This window comes from Nocardia sp. NPDC005825, assembly GCF_040630175.1.
Lineage (GTDB): Bacteria > Actinomycetota > Actinomycetes > Mycobacteriales > Mycobacteriaceae > Nocardia.
In genome coordinates this window covers 304,801-321,715 of sequence record NZ_JBEXXC010000005.1, presented here as the reverse complement: position 1 = coordinate 321,715, position 16,915 = coordinate 304,801, and the positions used below count along the sequence as shown (strand labels likewise).

The window sequence follows — 16,915 nt, the reverse complement described above, 5'->3', positions numbered from 1 at the left end:
GAGCCCGAAACGCCCCGATACCAGCCCGAAAGGCATGGCGCGGGTGCCGGGCGGCAGCTTCGTCATGGGCTCGGAGGACTTCTTCCCCGAGGAACGACCGGTCCACACCGTGACCGTCGAACCGTTCTGGATCGACGAACACCCGGTGACCAACGCCGAGTTCCGCCGCTTCGTGAAGGCGACCGGCTACCTGACCGTCGCCGAAAGACCTTTGGACCCAGCCGATTTCCCGGGCGCGGATCCCGCCGACCTGGTGCCCGGCGGACTGGTCTTCCAACGCACCACCGGACCGGTACGCCTCGACGACTACCGGCAGTGGTGGGCATACGTGCCGGGCGCATCGTGGCGGCATCCGCGCGGCCCGGGCAGCACCCTCGACGGCCTCGACCGTCATCCCGTCACCCAGATCGCCCACGAGGACGCCACCGCCTACGCCACCTGGGCGGGCAGATCGCTCCCGACGGAGGCCGAATGGGAATTCGCCGCGCGCGGCGGCCTGGCCGCCGCCACCTACGCCTGGGGTGACGAATTCGAGCCGCGCGGCCGCCGCATGGCCAACACCTGGGCGGGCCGCTTCCCGTGGGAATTCCTCCCCGCCCGTGGACAATCCGACCAGCCCGGCACCACGGCCGTGGGCGCCTATCCGCCCAACGGCTACGGCCTGTCGGACATGACCGGCAATGTCTGGGAATGGACCAGCGACCTCTTCACCGCCGACCACCGGCGTCCCGCGCCCGCTTCATGCTGTGCGCCCGCCAATCCGGTGGTCGCGGAATCCGATACCGCGGAACGCTTTCCGCGTCGTGTCACCAAGGGCGGCTCGTTCCTGTGCGCCCCCAACTACTGCCTCCGGTATCGACCGGCGGCCCGGCAGGGTCAGACCGAGGACACGTCCACCTGCCACCTCGGCTTCCGGACGGTCATGCGTGAAGGCGTAGTCGGCGGCCGATCTCGGTGACCGGCGGTTCGTCGTAGAGCCATTCCCGGGCGATCCGGTGCCAGTTGCCGGTCGCTCCGAGTTGGCCGAGCGCCGCGAAGGTGAGCAGGTCGGCGCGGCGGGAGAAGACGTGCTCGGGCGGGAGGAGCTGGCGGCGCATGCCGCGGAAGTCGGCCGAGCGCGGGTCGACGGCGTGGACGACGGCAGCCGTGGCGAATTCGGGGGTGATGGTGATCTCCTCGTCGAGGAGGTGCCATCCGGTCGCGGCCCACACGTATTCGAAGCACTCCTGGGGAGTGACGCCCGCGGCGGGATCGATGATGCCGCGGTTGGTCCACAGGTCGTACAGGTCCTGGGGCCGGTTCTCGGCGGCGGCGCGCAGGGCGGCGCGTTCGAATTCGACGTGCTGCGGATCCATCCGGTGGTAGAGGCCGAAATCCACGAAGCCGACGCGGCCGTCGGCGGCCAGCAGCATATTGCCGGGGTGCGGGTCGCCGCAGAATTCGGCGTCGGTGAACAGGCTGGTGATGTAGAAGCGGTAGATGAGTTCGCCGATGCGGTCGCGGTCGGCGGCGGGCAGGGTGCGGATGTGCTCGAAGGGTGAGCCGTCGATGAACTCGGTGACGAGAACGTGTGGCGCGCAGAACTCTTCGATGGTGTCGGGGACCACGATGTAGGGGTGGCCGCGGTAACGGGCGGCGACGCGATGCTGGGTGCGGGCCTCGCGCAGGTAGTCGAGTTCGGTGCCGATATTGCGGGCGATCTCGTCGAGGACACCGCCGTCGGCGGCGCTGGGTAGCGCGGATTTCCAGAGCCTGCTGAAGAATTCGAGATTGCGCATGTCGGCGGCGACGGCGTCGTCGACGCCCGGATATTTGGCCTTCACCGCCACGGTGCGGCCGTCGTGCAGGGTGGCGCGGTAGACCTGCCCGATCGAGGCGGCCGCCACCGGGGTCTCGTCGAAATCGGCGAAGACGCGGGACAGCGGACCGAGGTCGTCCTCGATGACCTTGCGCATGGCGGCGAATTCCACGGCGGGGGCGCGGTCGCGCAGTTCGGCGAGCTTGGCGCGGAACATCTCCCGATGCGCCTCCGGGATCAGGTCGAGCTCGAGCACCGACAGCATCTGGCCCAGCTTCATCGCCGCGCCCTTCATGCCGCCGAGGACGGTGACCAGCTGTTGCGCCGCCTGCAAGGTGGACCGTTCGGCGAGGATGCGCCGGGCCTCCTCGGTGCGACCGATCATCTGCAGTCGGGTTCCGGTTCCGCGCAGGGCTTGTCCGGCGGCCAGTTTTCCCAGCTGGCTGCCCCGAGCCACCCGGCCGCCGCGTATTCGACCGGTCATGGATGGCACCTCCGTGTGGGCCTTCGAGCTTGCGTGGCAACAACATACAGCCGGGTCGCACTCGTCACTCTAAGATGAGCAAAGCTCATTTTCGCCGCACAGCAGGGAGGCTGTGATGCCGCCGAAGGCAGCGCGACAGCGTCGCGGACCCACTCAGGAGCGGTCGAAGGCCACCCGCGCGCACATCCTCGATACCGCCGCGCGGCTGTTCGGGGAGCGCGGCATCGCCGACACCTCCACCAATCGGATCGCGGCCGAGGCCGAGGTCAGCATCGGCACCGTCTACCGGTACTTCGCCGACCGCGGCGTCATGGTGGACGAACTGCTCGAGCAGATGCTGCAACGGGTCGAACAGCGCTTCACACAATGGCTTTCGGGACTGCCGCAGCCTTCGCAGTCGCAATCGATCGTGACCCGTACCCGGGTGGTCACCGAGCTGCTCGAGCTGTTCACCGAGGAACCGGTCGCCAATGCGAAGCTGGTGCGGGCGCTGGTCGGCGGCGTGCAGTTCTACAACAGCGGCCTGCCCGAGTTCGAGCCGCGGCTGCGGCTGCTGGTCAAGGTGATGCTGATCCAGCTGCTCGGCCCGGGCAACGACCACAAGTACGACGTGATGGCCGCTGTCCTGGTCAATACCGGCTTCGCGGGGGTGATGCGAGTCTCCGCGCTGGAGGTCGGCAGTGACGAACGCGAGGAAGTGGTCACCATGACCGCGCGCATGATCGCCGCCTGGATCGAGGCCGAGATCGACGAACATCCGGCGGACGCTGCCCGATGACATTGCGGGCAGCGCCCGCCGAACCCCCGTCCGGCTGACGCTAGATCCCCCCGCCGCCGCCGATCACCCACGGGTTGAAGGTGCACTGCAGGGCCGGGAACCGTTCCGGGTCCAGGGCCCGCAGCGCGATCGACAGTGCCCGTGGCGAATACATCAAGGTCAGGTGGTCGGACACATCCTGCTCACAGCCGTCCTGCAAGACGATGTTGTTCACCTGCGCACCTGGCCCCGCCTTCAGATAGGTCAGCTCGGAGGGGTTCGTGATCTCGTCGTAGCGGGTGCCGACGACCGTGTAGTCGATGCCGGCCACCGTGTCGCCCCCGGCGTTGAGTTTGTTCACGAAGTCCGAGCCGATGGTCTGCTGAATGCCCGCGTGCCCGACGAACAATTCCACGAAACCGAGCACGTCGATCCCGAAATTGTTGACGGCCCGGCCCAGTGCGCCGATCCCGTCCAGCGAGGTGCCGTGATGGGTCGCGCCGTAGGTGATCAGGTGCTTCACCTTCGGCCCGCCGCCCTCGAACTTGGTGTACCAGCCCGACATCGGCCCGCCCTGGGAATGCGCGACGATATCGACCTGTGGCGCGCCGGTCGCCGCCAGCACCCGATCCACGAACCCGGCCAGCTGTTTCGCCGAATCCTGGATGTAGCCGGTGCCCATCACGCCCGGCAGCACCGCACCCAGCCCGCCGCCCTGCACCAGGCCGGAGCGGCCGTAATTGAAGGTGAAGGTGCAGAATCCGGCATCGGTGATCGGCTTGCTCATGTACGCGAATCCGTTGTAGGCGTTCATCCAGGTGCCGTGCACCAGCACCACCGGACGTGGATGTTCGGCCGTGGGTTTGCACTTCCAGTCGTTGGTACCGGGCGGGGCGGCATCGGGATTGGCGAGGCCGTAGGCGAAGGCGGCCACCCAGGACGTCATGGGCGGGCCGTAGCCGACGGTGTCGGAGGCGTAGCCGCCCGACAGTCCGGCGCTGGACCCGGAACCGCCGTAGCAGTCGCCGGACCCGTTGCCCGATCCCGCGCCGCTGCCGGAGGTGCAGGCCGATCCGGTGCCGCTGCCGGTGTCGGCGATCGGCGCGGCAGGCTCGAGGCCCCGCGCGATGTAGTCGGCCAATTGTTGTTCGGTGGGCGTGGGCGCCGGGTCGGCCCCGGCGGTCGTCGCGGTGAATGCGAGCGTTGACAGCGACGCGATCAGGACGGCCGCCGCGCGTAGTGCGAGCGGACGGTTTCTTCGTCTCATTCGGATTGTCCTTCGGACTTCGGATTGTTCGGAATCGCGCCAAAGTTATGGCTGGAACAATCGATTCGAAGGGCGCTGAGCTGCGGTTTGGAAAGGTGCCCGGATGTGCGACGGCAATCTCGTGATGCGCGACAAGAGGGCGTCGCCGTCACAATTTCGCGGCCACGCGGCAGTGACTTTTCTTGATTCGGAGCGGAATTCGAATATCGCGGGGCGGGCGGGGAATCATCGTCGGTGTCGACCGGAACTCCAGTGGCGCATTATTTCTGCGAAGGGACGACGATGAACAGCAGTGCGCGTGGCGCGGCCGCGGAACAGGTGCGGGCGCTGGTCGGGAGCCACTATCGGTGTACCGGCTCGTTTCCGGTGGAGCCCGCCCGGATCCGGGAATTCGCCCGCGTCGTGCAGGCCTACCATCCCGCGCACTGGCACGAATCCGCCGCGGCGCGACTGGGATTCGACGCTCTGGTGGCCCCGCCGACCTTCGCCGCCCTGATGTGGCAGCAGGCCCGCCGGGAACTTCTCGGACGGTTGCTGCCCGAGTATCGGGTCGATCGGGTGCTGCACGTCGATCAGACCCTGGAGATCGGGCGGCCGCTGCTCGCCGGTGACGTGCTCACCTGCGACTTCTCGATCGAATCATTCCGGCACTTCCGGTCTTTCGACGTGGTCACGCTGACCGGCGCGCTGGCCGATCAGCACGGGCGGCCGGTGCAGACCGGCTCGACCGCCTTGCTCGTCGGCGGGCAGGAGGACGGGGGAGCGCCGGCGCGGCCGCCCGTGCGCGCGCACCTCACCGAATGCGCGGACCCGGTCGTCCGGGCGGCGGTCCGGCGCAGTCGGTGGCCGCATTCCCGGATCGACTGCGCCCCGGTCGATTTCCACGGCCTCGGGGTCGGCAGCGCGCTGCCCCCGGCGGGGGCCACCATCACGGCCGACGATCTGGCGAATTACGCGCTGGTGGTGGGTGACACGGAGACTTGGGCGGCCGGTGACTCGATCGCGGCGGCCGACGGGTCGGTGCTGGTCGCGCCGGGCCAGCTGGTGCTGGCGCTGGCCGCCGGGTACATCAGTGCGTGGACCGGGGACCCGGCCGCGGTGGTCAAGTTCTGGGCCGAATTCGCCAATCACGTGCATTATCTGACGGTTCCGCGTTTCGCGGGCGCGGACATCGAGTTCAACGGCCGCGTCATTGCCCGTGATCGGCGGCGGCGCACGGCGACGATCTCGATCGACGCCCGATCGCAGGGCCGCAAACTGTTCGGCTATGCCACCGCGGAGGTGTCGTTCGCGGCTACTCGCGGACGGTGAAGGAGCGGGCGATCAGCGCCGCGCGCAACTGCCACAGGCCGGAGGTGACGGTCGGGTCGAACCCGGTGATCTGGCAGATGCGTTTGACCCGGTAGTCGACGGTATTGGTGTGGATGTGCATCAGCCGCGCGGTGCGGCGGCGGTTGAGGTTCGTGCTGATGTGGCAGCGCAGGGTTTGGAGCAGCTCGGGATGGTCGTCGAGCGGATCCAATAGCGCGCCGAGGGTTTCCCGGCCCAGGCCGGGCCGGGTCAGCTGGTATTCCAGGGCCATGTCGGTGAACCGGTAGAGCCCCGGCTCGCAGGCCAGGCGGTGCACGATGTCGAGCAGTTCGTGGGCGCGGTCGGCGGCGGACGGGATGTCGGCCGGAGCGGCCAGGACGATCGTCGCGGTGATGGGAACGCGCGCGGCCGCGGACAATTGCGTGATCAGGTCGTCGAGCTGTTCGGTGATCGGGCTCGTGGTGGGCAGCAGGACGGTGCCGCCGTCCACGCTCAACAGGGCCAGCGCGGATTCTCCGCAGCGTGTGGCGAGTTCGGCCTGCACTCGGCGTAATTTGCGGCGGGCCACCACCTTTCCGTCCAGCATCGGATGCTGTTCGTCCGGGTGCCGCGGAATGTCCAGGGCGACCACCGAATACTCGGCCGCGATATCGATGCCGCATTCGCGGGCCATGGTGGAGGTCGGGTGGCCGCCCAGCAGCGCCGAGGTGAGGGTGTGCACGGCATTGTGGTGTTCGCTGACCACCGCCCGGAGCTCGCTCACGTACGCCCGCGCCACCGTCGCGCTGATGGTGTCCAGCAGCTCCACCACCAGTCTCGCGGCGTCCATCAGGTGCGCGTAGTCCTGTGCGGTGGCCCCGGAGGTGATCAGGTCCATCCCGACCTTGAATCCCTCGTGGACCGAATGCAGCACGGTGTCGATCGGCACGCCCTCCCGCGCCCACCCCGCGGCCGCGTCGGACAGCCGTTCGATCTTCCCGGGAATGTCCTTGCCGTCCAACATGCTGACGGCCAGTTCCAGGCAGACCCGGGTGACCCGGGTGACGTCCCCGGAGATCACGTCCCCGGGCAGGGTGCCGCAGGGGATCACGGTGTCGACGAAATGTCCCACCAATTGCCGGGACAGCGTGCGCACGTCCTGCAGCGGCCGGGACATGGGACGGCCGGACACGGTCAGCCCGGTGCGGAGCGCTGGGTCGGTTGTCATCATCGACTCCCTTCCGAGGTGATCTACCGCAAGTTCACGGTGATTCGAACTCTAAAGTGACCACCAGCTCACCTTCTACTCCCTTTCGGACCACCCCTCCGCATCCCCGGAATACCCTGCCCCACCAGCGTATTCACGCTCCAGATACAGCGAATCCCGCCGCTCCCGGTCCACCGGAGCAGCAGGATTGCTCACTTTTCGGCAGATCTACTTGGGATTGGTCACCTCGGTCGGGAAGTCCCGATCCGGCGTCACCGTATGACCGTCCGCCCCCAACGTGAGCGTCACGACCACCGGCCCACCCGACGGACAGCAGCTGGGGTCGCTCCCCGCCAGCCACCGGTACTGCACCTGCACACTGCGATCCGACGACCCGACCACCGACGTATAGGACGTCGACTTCTTGGTCGCGGTCCCCAGGAATCCGGCCTGGTTGAACAACATCACCTGCCACGGCGAACTGGCCGTCCCGTGCGGCGTGTCCGCCAGCACCCACATCAGCGCCGGGCAGGACCCCACCTTCGCCTCGGTCCCGCTCTGCGCGGAGAACCCCTCCCCACCCACATTCGCCCCGAGCTTCCCCAACGCCGCCGTCACCACCGGCGACTTCAAATCCACACATTTCCCCCCACCCGCTGTCGCGGGCACCCCATCCTCCGCGGGCTTCGTCACCACCGGCGCCTGCTCCCGACCCGGTGTCTGCTCCCCACCCGTCGGCTGCGCACCCCCGGGCGCACCCACCGTGGTGGTCGCCACCCCACCCGGCTTCGGCACCGTAGCCCCATCCTGACAAGCCGTAGCCAGCCCCAAAGCCGCCACCGCCACACCAATCCCGACGATCTTCTTCATGACCAGTCCTCTCCCCTCGGTATTACCGAGTTATTCGCGGACCACCCGAGAAACGTTGCGCGATAGGCCGTGTCACACATCCCCGGGCTGCGTCGTCACCTTGACGAAGCCGACCGGAACACACCGCGTTCCGGGCCCCGGCTGCACCACTCGCAGAGGGCGGCTATCGCCTTCTCCCGCATGGAAATTGGAGCCTGTCATGTTCATCGCCTATGTGATCGTCACCGTCGTGGCCGCCGCTTGGGTGGGGTTCTCGGCGTTCTCGCTGTACCGCCGGGCCGAGTTCGTGGTCGAGCCGCTGCGGCAGTACTCGGTGCCCGAGGCGTGGTGGACCCCGCTGGCCCTGGCCAAAGGGGCGGGCGCGGTCGGAATTATCGCCGGGCTGTTCATCCCCTTCGTCGGGGTGGCCGCGGCCATCGGCTTGATCCTGTACTTCGCGGGTGCGGTGATCACCATCGTACGGGCCCGCCATTTCGGCAGCATCCCGTTCCCCCTGCTGTACCTGGTGCCCGTCGCCGTGGCCATGGGCCTGGGCTTCGCCGCCTGACCGAGTTCTACCAACCCATCAATCGAGAGAAGAGAAGATCATGGAACCGCGTTTCAACCTGTACGCCAATGACGTTGCCGCCAAGTTCAACAAGCGACTGGTCACCGCCGCCCGTGTGATCGACGAGTCCAGCCTGCCCAAGGCCACCCAGGAACTGGTGAAGATCCGTTCCTCGCAGATCAACGGCTGCGGTATGTGCCTGGACATGCACACCAAGGACGCCGCCCACGCCGGTGAGACCCCGGTCCGCCTGGCCATGATCGCGGCCTGGCGCGAATCCACCGTCTTCACCGACCCCGAGCGCGCCGCCCTGGCCCTCACCGAGGAGGGCACTCGCCTGGCCGACACCTCCTCCGCCATCTCCGACGACACCTGGGCCCAGGTCCGCAAGCACTACGACGACGACCAGATCGGCGCCCTGATCTCCCTCATCGCCACCATCAACGCCTGGAACCGCCTCAACGTCCTCGCGGGCATGGCCGGCGGCTCCTACACCCCCGGCCAGTGGTAACCCGCCCTCACCCCTGAAGATCACCGCTCTCGAGAAACTCCTCGACAGCGGTGATCTTCACTGTCCGCCACCGCCGCCGACTTGTCAGAATCCGCTCACGCCCTTGGCGATGGCGGTGGTGCCCATGACCATGAACACCACGGCGATCACCGTGTGATTGTTCGCCTGGAGCCAGTTCTTCAGGCGGGCCAGGGCGCCGCGCAGTTGGTCGGCCGCGACGGCGTACCCGCCGACGGGGACCAGCACCGAGGCCGCGCCCAGCAGGACGAAGACGGCCAAGGCCGCCGCCGTACCGGTCGGATTCAGGCCCGCGGTGCCGATGGTGATTCCCGCCGTGATGCACAGCAGCAGGTTCTTCGGATTCAGCAGGGACACCAACAGTCCGAAGCCCGCGGCCTTGGCGACCCCGAGTTCGTCGATGGCCTTCATCCACCCTGGAATCGAGTCGTCCTTGCGGCTGCCCCACTGGCGGACCGCGATGTACACCAGCAGCAGTCCCATGGCGGTCTTGATCACCGAGGCCGCGATCGACGGCTGGCTCGCCGACCGCATCAAACCCGATGCCGCGGCGGCGGTGACGAGGCCCGTGACCGTCACGATCCCCGTCACCCAGCCGAGCGCGAAGCCCGCGCTCGCCCGTCCGGCGTTGGCGGACAACAGCATGAGGATGGCCGCCACCACCGGAATGGGCGAGAGCGCCACGCCGATCGCCAAGGGCAGCAGGTCTGCGATCACGAGGCCATCGCCGCGAGATTGCGCCAGAAGTTGGCGAGGCTGTCGGTGCCGCCGAACAGTGTCGTGAAGTTGGTGGAGTCGGCCATCACGATGTCACCGGCGCGAACATCGTTGGGCGGCAACCACAGCAGGGTGTTGAACTCGGTATTGCCCGCCTCGATGAACGGGTGCGGACGGGACAACTCGATCGGCTGCCGGCCGAGCAGTCGCACCGAATCGCTCTCCGGCTCGGTGAGCTCGTAGTGCGGCAGGTGCGGGTGGAAATTGAAGGTGGTGACGTTGTCGAGCAGGCGCGGCGTGTCCAGGTCGCGGAACGTCGTGAGCGGCGCGATCGACCGGGTGCCCTCGACGACCGCCGGACGCAGGCCGTACACATTGTGGACGGGGACGTTCAGGGCCGTCATCAGCGAACGCGTGTACGCGCCGAACCGCTGCTGGCGCGGCACCAGCGGGTCACCGTGGTGCTCGAACTCCATCTGACGCTGCGCCAGGTCATCGGTGAAACCGACATCGTGGTGCGGGGCGAGCAACAGGCACGTGCCCTCCCGCTGCAGCCACTGCTGGATGGCCGCGATCTCCTCGGGCGCCGCCGCCTCCTGCGCGAGCAGGTGGTCCAGGCCGAACACCATGAGGGTGTCGGTGTCGGCCAGGATGCGCTCGTCGATCGGCTGCTTGTATCCGGCCTGGTCGATGCGCTGGAACACCGCCACCGGATGCCCGGTCACCTCACCGGCCAAATCCTGGAAGTGCAGGGTGGAGCGGTGGAACAGTTCGAGGGTGCCCGCGATGCCCTGCAGGAAGTGGGCGGCGTCGTATTCGGGGGTCTCGTAGGCGGGCCAGAGGGCCTGGCGTACCTCGGTCATGGTGGAGAAGCGGTTGTCCAGCTCGGCCGGATTCCGCTGGGACTCCCAGGGATAGCTCCACGTCCAGTAGATGCTGATGCGGCGCTTGCCCGGCGTGTAGGGGCGGGCCACGTGGTACTGGTTATAGGTTCGAGCCGGGGTGAACGAGCTCATGCTTCCTCGCTGTCGGTGAGAGTGGTCAGATAGCGCAGGGCCCGCAGCCCCGGCAGGAAGAAATACGCGCCACCGCTGACATTGGTGAACGCGGGAATTCCCTTGATGGTCTTGCGAATCGGGCGCTTCGGAATCTTGTATTCCAGGGTGCCGTCCTGATTGCCGATGATCGGATCGCGTTCGTTGCCCAGTTCGTGGAATGTCTTGTCGTTGGCCCACACGTTCTGGGCGAACTCGAACTGGCGCACCAGGCTCGCGCACAGCACGAAGGCCGCGATCCCGCGGTCCGCGCCGTCCTCGGGCGTGCCTTCCGGCAGGTGGGGGCCGTAGGTCGCGCCGCGTCGAATCATCCTGCGGCGCTGGATGTTCACGGCGGTATCGCGCGGATTCATGCGGCGGATATGGGAGCCGAGCGGCACCGCGTATCCGTGCGGATCCTGCTCCTTGTAGTTGAAATCGTTGTTGCGGGACAGATCCGCGCCCAGCTCCGGGTCATCGGTCTCCGGGGCCAGGACCAGGGGCGCGCCACTGCGCCACCGGCCCATCAACTTGGCGGCCACCAGCTCCTGGTCGTCGGCGGTCTCGCCGTGCTCGGCCAGGAAGTCGCGGAACCGTCCGACGTGCTCGCGCAGTCGCCGGTAGGCCATGAAGGTGCCGTTGCGCGAAAGTACTTCCGGCTGCGGCAATTCCTTCGGCTCGCCCCGCTCGTCCGGATAGCCCAGGATGAATTCCCCGGCCTTGACCGGCGCCCCGCTGCCGGGCGTGGGCTCCTCGCCGCTGCCCTCGATCACCGGTTGCGACAGGCGATCCCGGTAACCGAAGTGGTCGTGGGCGTAGTCGAACGGCGGCACCGCCTCCAGGTCCAGCGAGGACAGCACGGTCACGCCCGGGCAGCCGGCGAGTACGGCGTTGTGGTCGGCCACCTGGCGTTCGCGTTCGGCGGCGTCGCGGGCGAACAGGATCACGATGGCGTGCAGGTCCTCGCCCGCGGTGCCGTCGATCCAATGATCGGGATGGTTGGCGCCCTCGTCGCCCAGGATCTCCGCCCGGGCGGCCATGCCCTGGCGGAATTCCTCCGGGAAACTGGCCAGCGAGTACTCCGGGACGCCGAGCGCGCGCAGGCCGTTCCAGGTGAAAGCCACTGACACCCACTGCTTGTCGGTGTCCACCGATTCCTGGAGATCGGCGACCGTGGGCACGCGGTCGGTCATGGCCGCGAGCCAGGCGCGCGCCCCGGCCGGATCGGTGAAGGAGAGGAATTCGTAGCGCCCGGTCAGTGCGGGCACCCGCGTGATCAGGATGTGCTGGATATCGTCGAATTCGAGCACGATCGATCCCGCTACTGCATCTCGTCGAGCATGTTCGAGAAGGCCGACTTGAGTCGCAGGGCCTTCTTGATCTCGTCCGAGGTCACGTACGGGTACTCGCCGTACTCGAGGAAGCTCGGGAACTGGTGCGCACGGAAGAACTCGATCGCGGCGGCGCGGTTGGTGCGCCAATCCTCGGGGAACCCTTCGAGATTCACGAACGCGGTGGTGATGCCCGTGGCCAGGAACAGGTCGAGGGCGTCCTCGAGGTACTTGTCGAAGTCGGTGTCGAAGATGCCCTGGTACTGGAAAGTGAGGCCGTCGCCGATATCGAACAGCACCCAGCGCAGGTAGTGCAGCCGCAGGGGCGCGAGCACGGTCGGGTCCTGCTCGACCGCGGACTGAATGACCTTGCCGTGCTCGCGGAGCGCCGCCTCGTGTCCGGGCTTCACCTTGGCGATGATCGAGAAGCCGAAGTTGGCGGGGGTGCGGGGATAGACCGGTCCGTACCGTCCCTGCTCGAATTCGAAATATCCCGTCTCCGGGATCGCCATTGCCGCCGGCTTGGACCAATCCTCGTTGCTCGTGGCCACGTTCTTGTCCTTCCACTTCGATCTGGGGTCGGTAGCTGGAACGTAACCAACTCTAGGCAGCTCAGGTGACGGTCGCTTATCATTCCGGGACGGACTATTGATCATTTGGGGACATCGGAGAGACGTTGAAACCGCTGGCCCGCTACGCCGCGCTGAACGAGTACGTTGACCTGGGAAGATCGCTGGGAATCGACCCGGTGGGGTTACTGCGCGCCTCGGGTCTGGATCCGGCCGGGCTGAGCCTGCAGGACCGATGGGTCCCCGCCGCCGCGATAGCTGATCTACTCGAAAGCTCGGCTGCCGCGGCCGACTGCCCCGATTTCGGGCTGCGCCTGGCCGCGCGCCGCCGCTTCGCCAACCTGGGCCCGCTCAGCCTCGTCATCCGCGAGGAACCCGATGTGCGCAGCGCCCTGCGAGTGATGTCGCGGCACGAGGACACGTACAACGAGGCACTGCGCACCCGGTTGACCGAACAGAGCGGCCTGGCCACCATCCGCTTGACCCTCGATATCGGCCAGCCCGGCGAGACCCGCCAATCGGTGGAGCTGGCCGTCGGCGTGCTGCACGGCCTCCTCGCCGGCTTCCGCGGCGCGGCGTGGCAGCCCGTCGAGGTTCGCTTCACCCATCCCGCCCCGGCCGATCCGCGCGCCCACTACCGGACCTTCGGCCCGCACGTCACCTTCGGCCAGGACTTCAACGGAATCATCGCCTACACAAGCGATCTCGACGCCCCCAACGCCATGGCCGACCCCCAGCTGCGTGCCTACACCCAGCAGCTCCTGGACCCCGTCCTGCCCATCCGCCCCGTCACCACCGCCGAACGCGTCCGCGAACTCATCGAACTGCTCCTCCCCACCGGCCGCTGCTCGGTCGACAATGTCGCCCGCAGCCTCGGCGTCGACCGCCGCACCATCCACCGCCGCCTGGCCGCCGAAGGCGAAACCTTCAGCGGCCTCCTCGACTCCACCCGGGCGGAACTGGCCCGCCACCTGGTCGCCAACCCTCGCCGCTCCCTCACCGAAACCGCCGGTCTCCTCGGCTACTCCGCCCCCGCCAACTTCTCCCGCTGGTTCCGCCGCCACCACGGCTGCAGCCCCGCCGAATGGCGTCGCGCCCGTCTGGGGGACGGCCTCGACTAGGTCCGATCGACGGTGTGGGAGAACGAGTACGCGTCCAGCCGTCCGGTCAGCACCGCGACCGGACCGTCGGGTGCGGCGTGGTCCAGCGCGATATGCGCGTGCGGGCGGCCGTGCCGGGTGGAAACGGCGATATCGCCACGCAGCCCGGCCTGTCGCAGCTCCTGCGCCGCGACCTGGCGCACCGCATCGTGGATCAGCGGCACTTTGTGGACCTTGCCGACGGCCGTGAGGGGAATCGCGGCGACGCGGTCGACGAACTTCGGGGCGGCGGCCGGTTCGGGTGCGTGGGCGGCGGCCCAGGCCAGTAGTTCGGTGGGCGGTGTGGTCGCCTCCGAACGCAGCACCACGTACGCGGCGGGAACCTCTCCGGCATAGGCGTCCGGTCGCGGAACCACCGCGGCGGCAACGACATCCGGGTGCTCGAGCAGCGACTCCTCGACCAGGCGCGGGTCGATATTGTGTCCGCCGCGGATGATGACGTCGCGGGCCCGGCCGGTCAGGGTGACGAATCCGGCGGCGTCGACCCGGCCCAGATCGCCGGTGATCAACCAGCCGTCGACCACGATTCCGGCGGGGTCGGGCTCGGCTCCGGCGGTTCCGGCTCGAAGATATCCGGGAAACACATTGGGGCCCTGGATGGCGAGCACTCCGGGCTCGCCCGGCGCGCAATCCGCGCGGGGGAGTCCGTCGTCGTCGACGTGGACGGCCTTGATCCGCTGGTACGGCAGCCGCAGCCCGACCGCGCCCGGCCGGTTGCCGGTCACCGGGGCGAGCACGCTCACGCAGGTGCCCTCGGTGAGGCCGTAGCCTTCGAGCATCGGTATCCCGGTCGCGGATTCGAAATCTGCCCGGACCCGGCTGGGAAGCGGTGCGGCCCCGACGATTCCGGCCCGCAGGCTGGAGATGTCGACGCCGTCCGGCACCGCGGGCAGTCCGGCGTACACGGTCGGCACCGCCGAGAAACCGGTGATGCCATAGCGTTCCACGATCCGCCAGAAGTCGGCCATCGCCGCGCGATCCCGGTAGCCGAGGGGGCCGAGCGAGACCGTGGACTGCCCCGCGTAGAAGGGCGCGAGCGCGGTGATGTGCACGGCATTGACATGGAACAACGGCAGCCCGGCCAGCATGACCGACTCGCCCGTGAACAACGCGTGCTGCGCGAGAGCCCAAGCGACGTAAACCTGATTCGCGTGGGTGTGCGGCGCTACCTTGGGGGTGCCGGTGGTGCCGCCGGTATGGAAATACGCGGCCAGATCCGTGGGCCCGGGCCGCCGGTCGATCATGAGCTCCGCGGGCTGGGCGGCGGCCAGCGCGTCGAAGTCCCCGGCCCAGTGCCGCGGAGCATCGTCGACCCGGCCGCCGACGGAGATCAGGGCGCGCAGGTCGGGCAGCGCCGCGGCGACCGCACAGGCTTTGTCCCAGGCCGCGGCATCGAGTTCCGGTGCGGGAGCGACCAGTACGCGCGCACGGGTGAGCCGGAAGATCTCGACGATGTGCTCCGTCGCGAGCATCGGATTGACCGGGTTGGCAATGCCGATCACCTGCGCGCCGAACAGCGCGGCATAGGTGGTCCCGGTATTGGGGAGCATCAACCCGACGACGTCGCCGGGCTCGAGTCCGAGCGCGGCGTACAGATTCGCGGCCTGGTGGACGCGCCGCAGAAGTTCACCGTACGACCAGGTTTCGGGCTGATCCCACCCCTTCCCGCCGGGTAGCAGACGCAGCGCGGGCCGGTCGGGATGGCGGCGGGCCGTGCGCGTGATCAGCTCGTAGGTGCTGCGCGGCAGATCCCGGTCGTCGAGCGGGATCGATTCGAGGCGCGCGAGTTCACCGGCCGCCGGGTTCGGGTCGAGCCGGGCGGTCACGCGCGCACCACCCGGTTCGCGAGCACTCCGATGCCCTCGACCTCCACCTCGACCAGATCGCCCGCCCGCAGGTACCGCCCGGAGAACACACCGGCTCCGCGCGGCGTGCCGGTGCAGATCACGTCACCGGGTTCGAGGGTCTGATACCGCGACACGTGCGCGATCAACTCCGGTATGGAGTGGATGAAGCCGCTGGTCCGATCCTCTTGGCGCAGTTCCCCGTTCACCCGGGTCCGGAGGGCGAGGTCGGGCGTCTCGGTGAATTCGTCGGCGGTCACCAGGCAGGGACCGAGGGGTTTGAAGGTGTCGAAGCTCTTGGCGACGCCGATGGACGCGGTGGCGTCGCCGGTCATCGCGCGCAGCTGGATATCGCGCGCGGAGGCATCGTTGACGATGGTCAGCCCGGCCACATGACGCCAGGCCCGGTCGACGGGCACGCCGCGGGCGGGTGTGCCGATGACGACCGCGACCTCACCCTCGTAGTCGACCTGGTCGGCCGCGACGTCCGGCAGCACGATCGGGTCACCGGGCCCGATGACCGCCGACCCCGCGGTGACCTGCATGTTCGGTTCGCTGGGTAGTTCGATGCCGGTCTTCCCCATGGCCGCGAACATGTCGAGGGCCTCGGTCGCGTGGCTCCCGTAGTTCAATCCGATGATCAGGACTTTCCCCGGACGCGCCACCGGCGGCCGCAGCACCGCCCGGTCGACGGCCAGTTCGCGCAGCACCGGCGCGGTGCGGGCCGCGTCGAGTCCCGGACCGCGCAATAGCGCTCCGATGTCGGCGTAGGGCAGGTCGAGCACGGCGAGCACGCCGGCGCGGTCCTCTCGCGCGAGCCCGTCGTCGGTCGAGTAGAGACGCATGCCGAACCTCCTTGTTCACCGGCACCCCACCGGCCTTCTCTTGATTATCAGTTAAGAGCACGTCTTAGCTCTCAGTCAAGAGCGGGCCTAGAGTTGCCCCATGCCCAAGAATCGCCAGGACATCCCCAAGGCCGAACGGCAGGCCGAACTGGTCGCACACGCCCGCGAACTGTTCGCCGCGAACGGCTATCGCGGCACCAGTGTGGCGGCGGTCGGCCGGGCCGCCGGTATCGCGCCCGCCGCGGTGCACTGGTATTTCCCCACCAAGGACGACCTTTTCGCCGCCGTCGTCGATTCGGTCTTCGCCGAGACGCGCGCCCTCGTCGAGGCTGAGTCGGCGGGGGATCCGCGCGATGAGCTGGTCGACCTGCTGGTGCGTATGGAGCCCTATCGCGGACTGCATCGCGTCGCCTACGAGCGCATGGACGAGACCGAGTCGCTGCGTGAGGTCTACGGGCGCATGCAGGACTGGCTCGAGGAGCGACTGCTGACCGCGATCTCGCGGCGGGCCGCCGCCGGTGCGGACCTGGCGTCGATCACCGATCTCGCCCACGTGCTGTTCGAGGGGCTGCTGATCAGCGTCCGCCGGCTGGATCGGCCCACCGGTGAACTGGTCGACCTGCTCATCACCTCGCTGGTGGCCACCGCGGAGGCGAGTCGATAGTC

17 protein-coding genes are annotated in these 16,915 nt (G+C 68.3%); 7 read left to right on the top strand and 10 right to left on the bottom strand.

The window, feature by feature from the left end:
* Positions 1-34: 34 nt before the first annotated feature.
* Positions 35-958 carry a formylglycine-generating enzyme family protein gene (locus ABZ382_RS16480; RefSeq protein WP_357089925.1) on the top strand — a complete coding sequence of 308 codons (924 nt, stop codon included), beginning with the start codon at positions 35-37 and terminating at the stop codon, positions 956-958.
* Here ABZ382_RS16480 and ABZ382_RS16475 read toward each other — a convergent pair.
* On the bottom strand, positions 921-2,282 hold the full coding sequence (locus ABZ382_RS16475) for an AarF/ABC1/UbiB kinase family protein (RefSeq protein ID WP_357089317.1): 1,362 nt from the start codon (positions 2,280-2,282) through the stop codon (positions 921-923). The two genes, ABZ382_RS16480 and ABZ382_RS16475, sit on opposite strands and share 38 nt — an antisense overlap.
* A 115-nt stretch (positions 2,283-2,397) precedes the next feature.
* On the opposite strand from ABZ382_RS16475, the gene ABZ382_RS16470 reads away from it, so the two are divergent.
* Positions 2,398-3,060 (top strand): TetR/AcrR family transcriptional regulator, encoded by a 663-nt coding sequence (locus ABZ382_RS16470; RefSeq protein ID WP_357089314.1) that lies wholly within the window; start codon positions 2,398-2,400, stop codon positions 3,058-3,060.
* A 40-nt stretch (positions 3,061-3,100) separates the two neighbouring features.
* Here ABZ382_RS16470 and ABZ382_RS16465 read toward each other — a convergent pair whose 3' ends face one another.
* Entirely contained in the window at positions 3,101-4,306 is a 1,206-nt protein-coding gene (locus ABZ382_RS16465; RefSeq protein WP_357089312.1) for an alpha/beta fold hydrolase, read from the bottom strand.
* 282 nt (positions 4,307-4,588) lie between these two features.
* Here ABZ382_RS16465 and ABZ382_RS16460 point away from each other — a divergent pair, with 282 nt between their 5' ends.
* The gene (locus ABZ382_RS16460) at positions 4,589-5,617 is read left to right on the top strand and encodes a MaoC family dehydratase N-terminal domain-containing protein (RefSeq protein ID WP_357089310.1); all 1,029 of its coding nucleotides are present in this window, start codon (positions 4,589-4,591) and stop codon (positions 5,615-5,617) included.
* Here ABZ382_RS16460 and ABZ382_RS16455 read toward each other — a convergent pair.
* Together ABZ382_RS16455 and ABZ382_RS16450 are read right to left on the bottom strand one after the other, a co-directional pair.
* The gene (locus ABZ382_RS16455; RefSeq protein WP_357089308.1) at positions 5,601-6,824 is read right to left on the bottom strand and encodes a helix-turn-helix domain-containing protein; all 1,224 of its coding nucleotides are present in this window, start codon (positions 6,822-6,824) and stop codon (positions 5,601-5,603) included. The genes ABZ382_RS16460 and ABZ382_RS16455 overlap by 17 nt on opposite strands.
* A gap of 207 nt (positions 6,825-7,031) precedes the next feature.
* The gene (locus ABZ382_RS16450; RefSeq protein WP_357089305.1) at positions 7,032-7,442 is read right to left on the bottom strand and encodes an LppP/LprE family lipoprotein; all 411 of its coding nucleotides are present in this window, start codon (positions 7,440-7,442) and stop codon (positions 7,032-7,034) included.
* Positions 7,443-7,872: 430 nt separating this feature from the next.
* On the opposite strand from ABZ382_RS16450, the gene ABZ382_RS16445 reads away from it, so the two are divergent.
* A complete protein-coding gene (locus ABZ382_RS16445) occupies positions 7,873-8,220 on the top strand; it encodes a DoxX family protein (protein WP_357089303.1) in 348 nt (115 codons plus the stop codon).
* 40 nt (positions 8,221-8,260) lie between these two features.
* The gene (locus ABZ382_RS16440; protein ID WP_357089300.1) at positions 8,261-8,731 is read left to right on the top strand and encodes a carboxymuconolactone decarboxylase family protein; all 471 of its coding nucleotides are present in this window, start codon (positions 8,261-8,263) and stop codon (positions 8,729-8,731) included.
* Positions 8,732-8,815: 84 nt separating this feature from the next.
* Here ABZ382_RS16440 and ABZ382_RS16435 read toward each other — a convergent pair whose 3' ends face one another.
* The 4 genes from ABZ382_RS16435 to ABZ382_RS16420 are packed head-to-tail and all read right to left on the bottom strand — an operon-like array spanning position 8,816 to position 12,343.
* Positions 8,816-9,466 (bottom strand): GAP family protein, encoded by a 651-nt coding sequence (locus ABZ382_RS16435; RefSeq protein ID WP_357089297.1) that lies wholly within the window; start codon positions 9,464-9,466, stop codon positions 8,816-8,818.
* Positions 9,463-10,482: a hypothetical protein gene (locus tag ABZ382_RS16430; protein WP_357089294.1), complete on the bottom strand. Its 1,020-nt coding sequence runs from the start codon at positions 10,480-10,482 to the stop codon at positions 9,463-9,465. Before ABZ382_RS16430 ends, ABZ382_RS16435 begins: the two co-directional genes overlap by 4 nt.
* Positions 10,479-11,810: a peroxidase gene (locus ABZ382_RS16425; protein ID WP_357089292.1), complete on the bottom strand. Its 1,332-nt coding sequence runs from the start codon at positions 11,808-11,810 to the stop codon at positions 10,479-10,481. The genes ABZ382_RS16430 and ABZ382_RS16425 overlap by 4 nt, the downstream gene beginning before the upstream one ends.
* An 11-nt stretch (positions 11,811-11,821) precedes the next feature.
* Positions 11,822-12,343, bottom strand: coding sequence for a hypothetical protein (locus ABZ382_RS16420; RefSeq protein ID WP_357089922.1), 522 nt, complete (start codon positions 12,341-12,343; stop codon positions 11,822-11,824).
* Positions 12,344-12,507: 164 nt separating this feature from the next.
* Between ABZ382_RS16420 and ABZ382_RS16415 the strand changes: the two genes are divergently transcribed.
* Entirely contained in the window at positions 12,508-13,521 is a 1,014-nt protein-coding gene (locus ABZ382_RS16415) for an AraC family transcriptional regulator ligand-binding domain-containing protein (protein ID WP_357089290.1), read from the top strand.
* Here the strand turns inward: ABZ382_RS16415 and ABZ382_RS16410 are convergent.
* Complete coding sequence (locus ABZ382_RS16410; RefSeq protein ID WP_357089287.1) at positions 13,518-15,386, bottom strand: acyl-CoA synthetase; 1,869 nt, start codon at positions 15,384-15,386, stop codon at positions 13,518-13,520. The genes ABZ382_RS16415 and ABZ382_RS16410 overlap by 4 nt on opposite strands.
* Complete coding sequence (locus ABZ382_RS16405) at positions 15,383-16,249, bottom strand: fumarylacetoacetate hydrolase family protein (protein ID WP_357089284.1); 867 nt, start codon at positions 16,247-16,249, stop codon at positions 15,383-15,385. The genes ABZ382_RS16410 and ABZ382_RS16405 overlap by 4 nt, the downstream gene beginning before the upstream one ends.
* A 100-nt stretch (positions 16,250-16,349) precedes the next feature.
* Here ABZ382_RS16405 and ABZ382_RS16400 point away from each other — a divergent pair, with 100 nt between their 5' ends.
* Positions 16,350-16,913, top strand: a complete 564-nt coding sequence (locus ABZ382_RS16400) for a TetR/AcrR family transcriptional regulator (RefSeq protein ID WP_357089282.1) — start codon at positions 16,350-16,352, stop codon at positions 16,911-16,913.
* Positions 16,914-16,915: the final 2 nt, after the last annotated feature.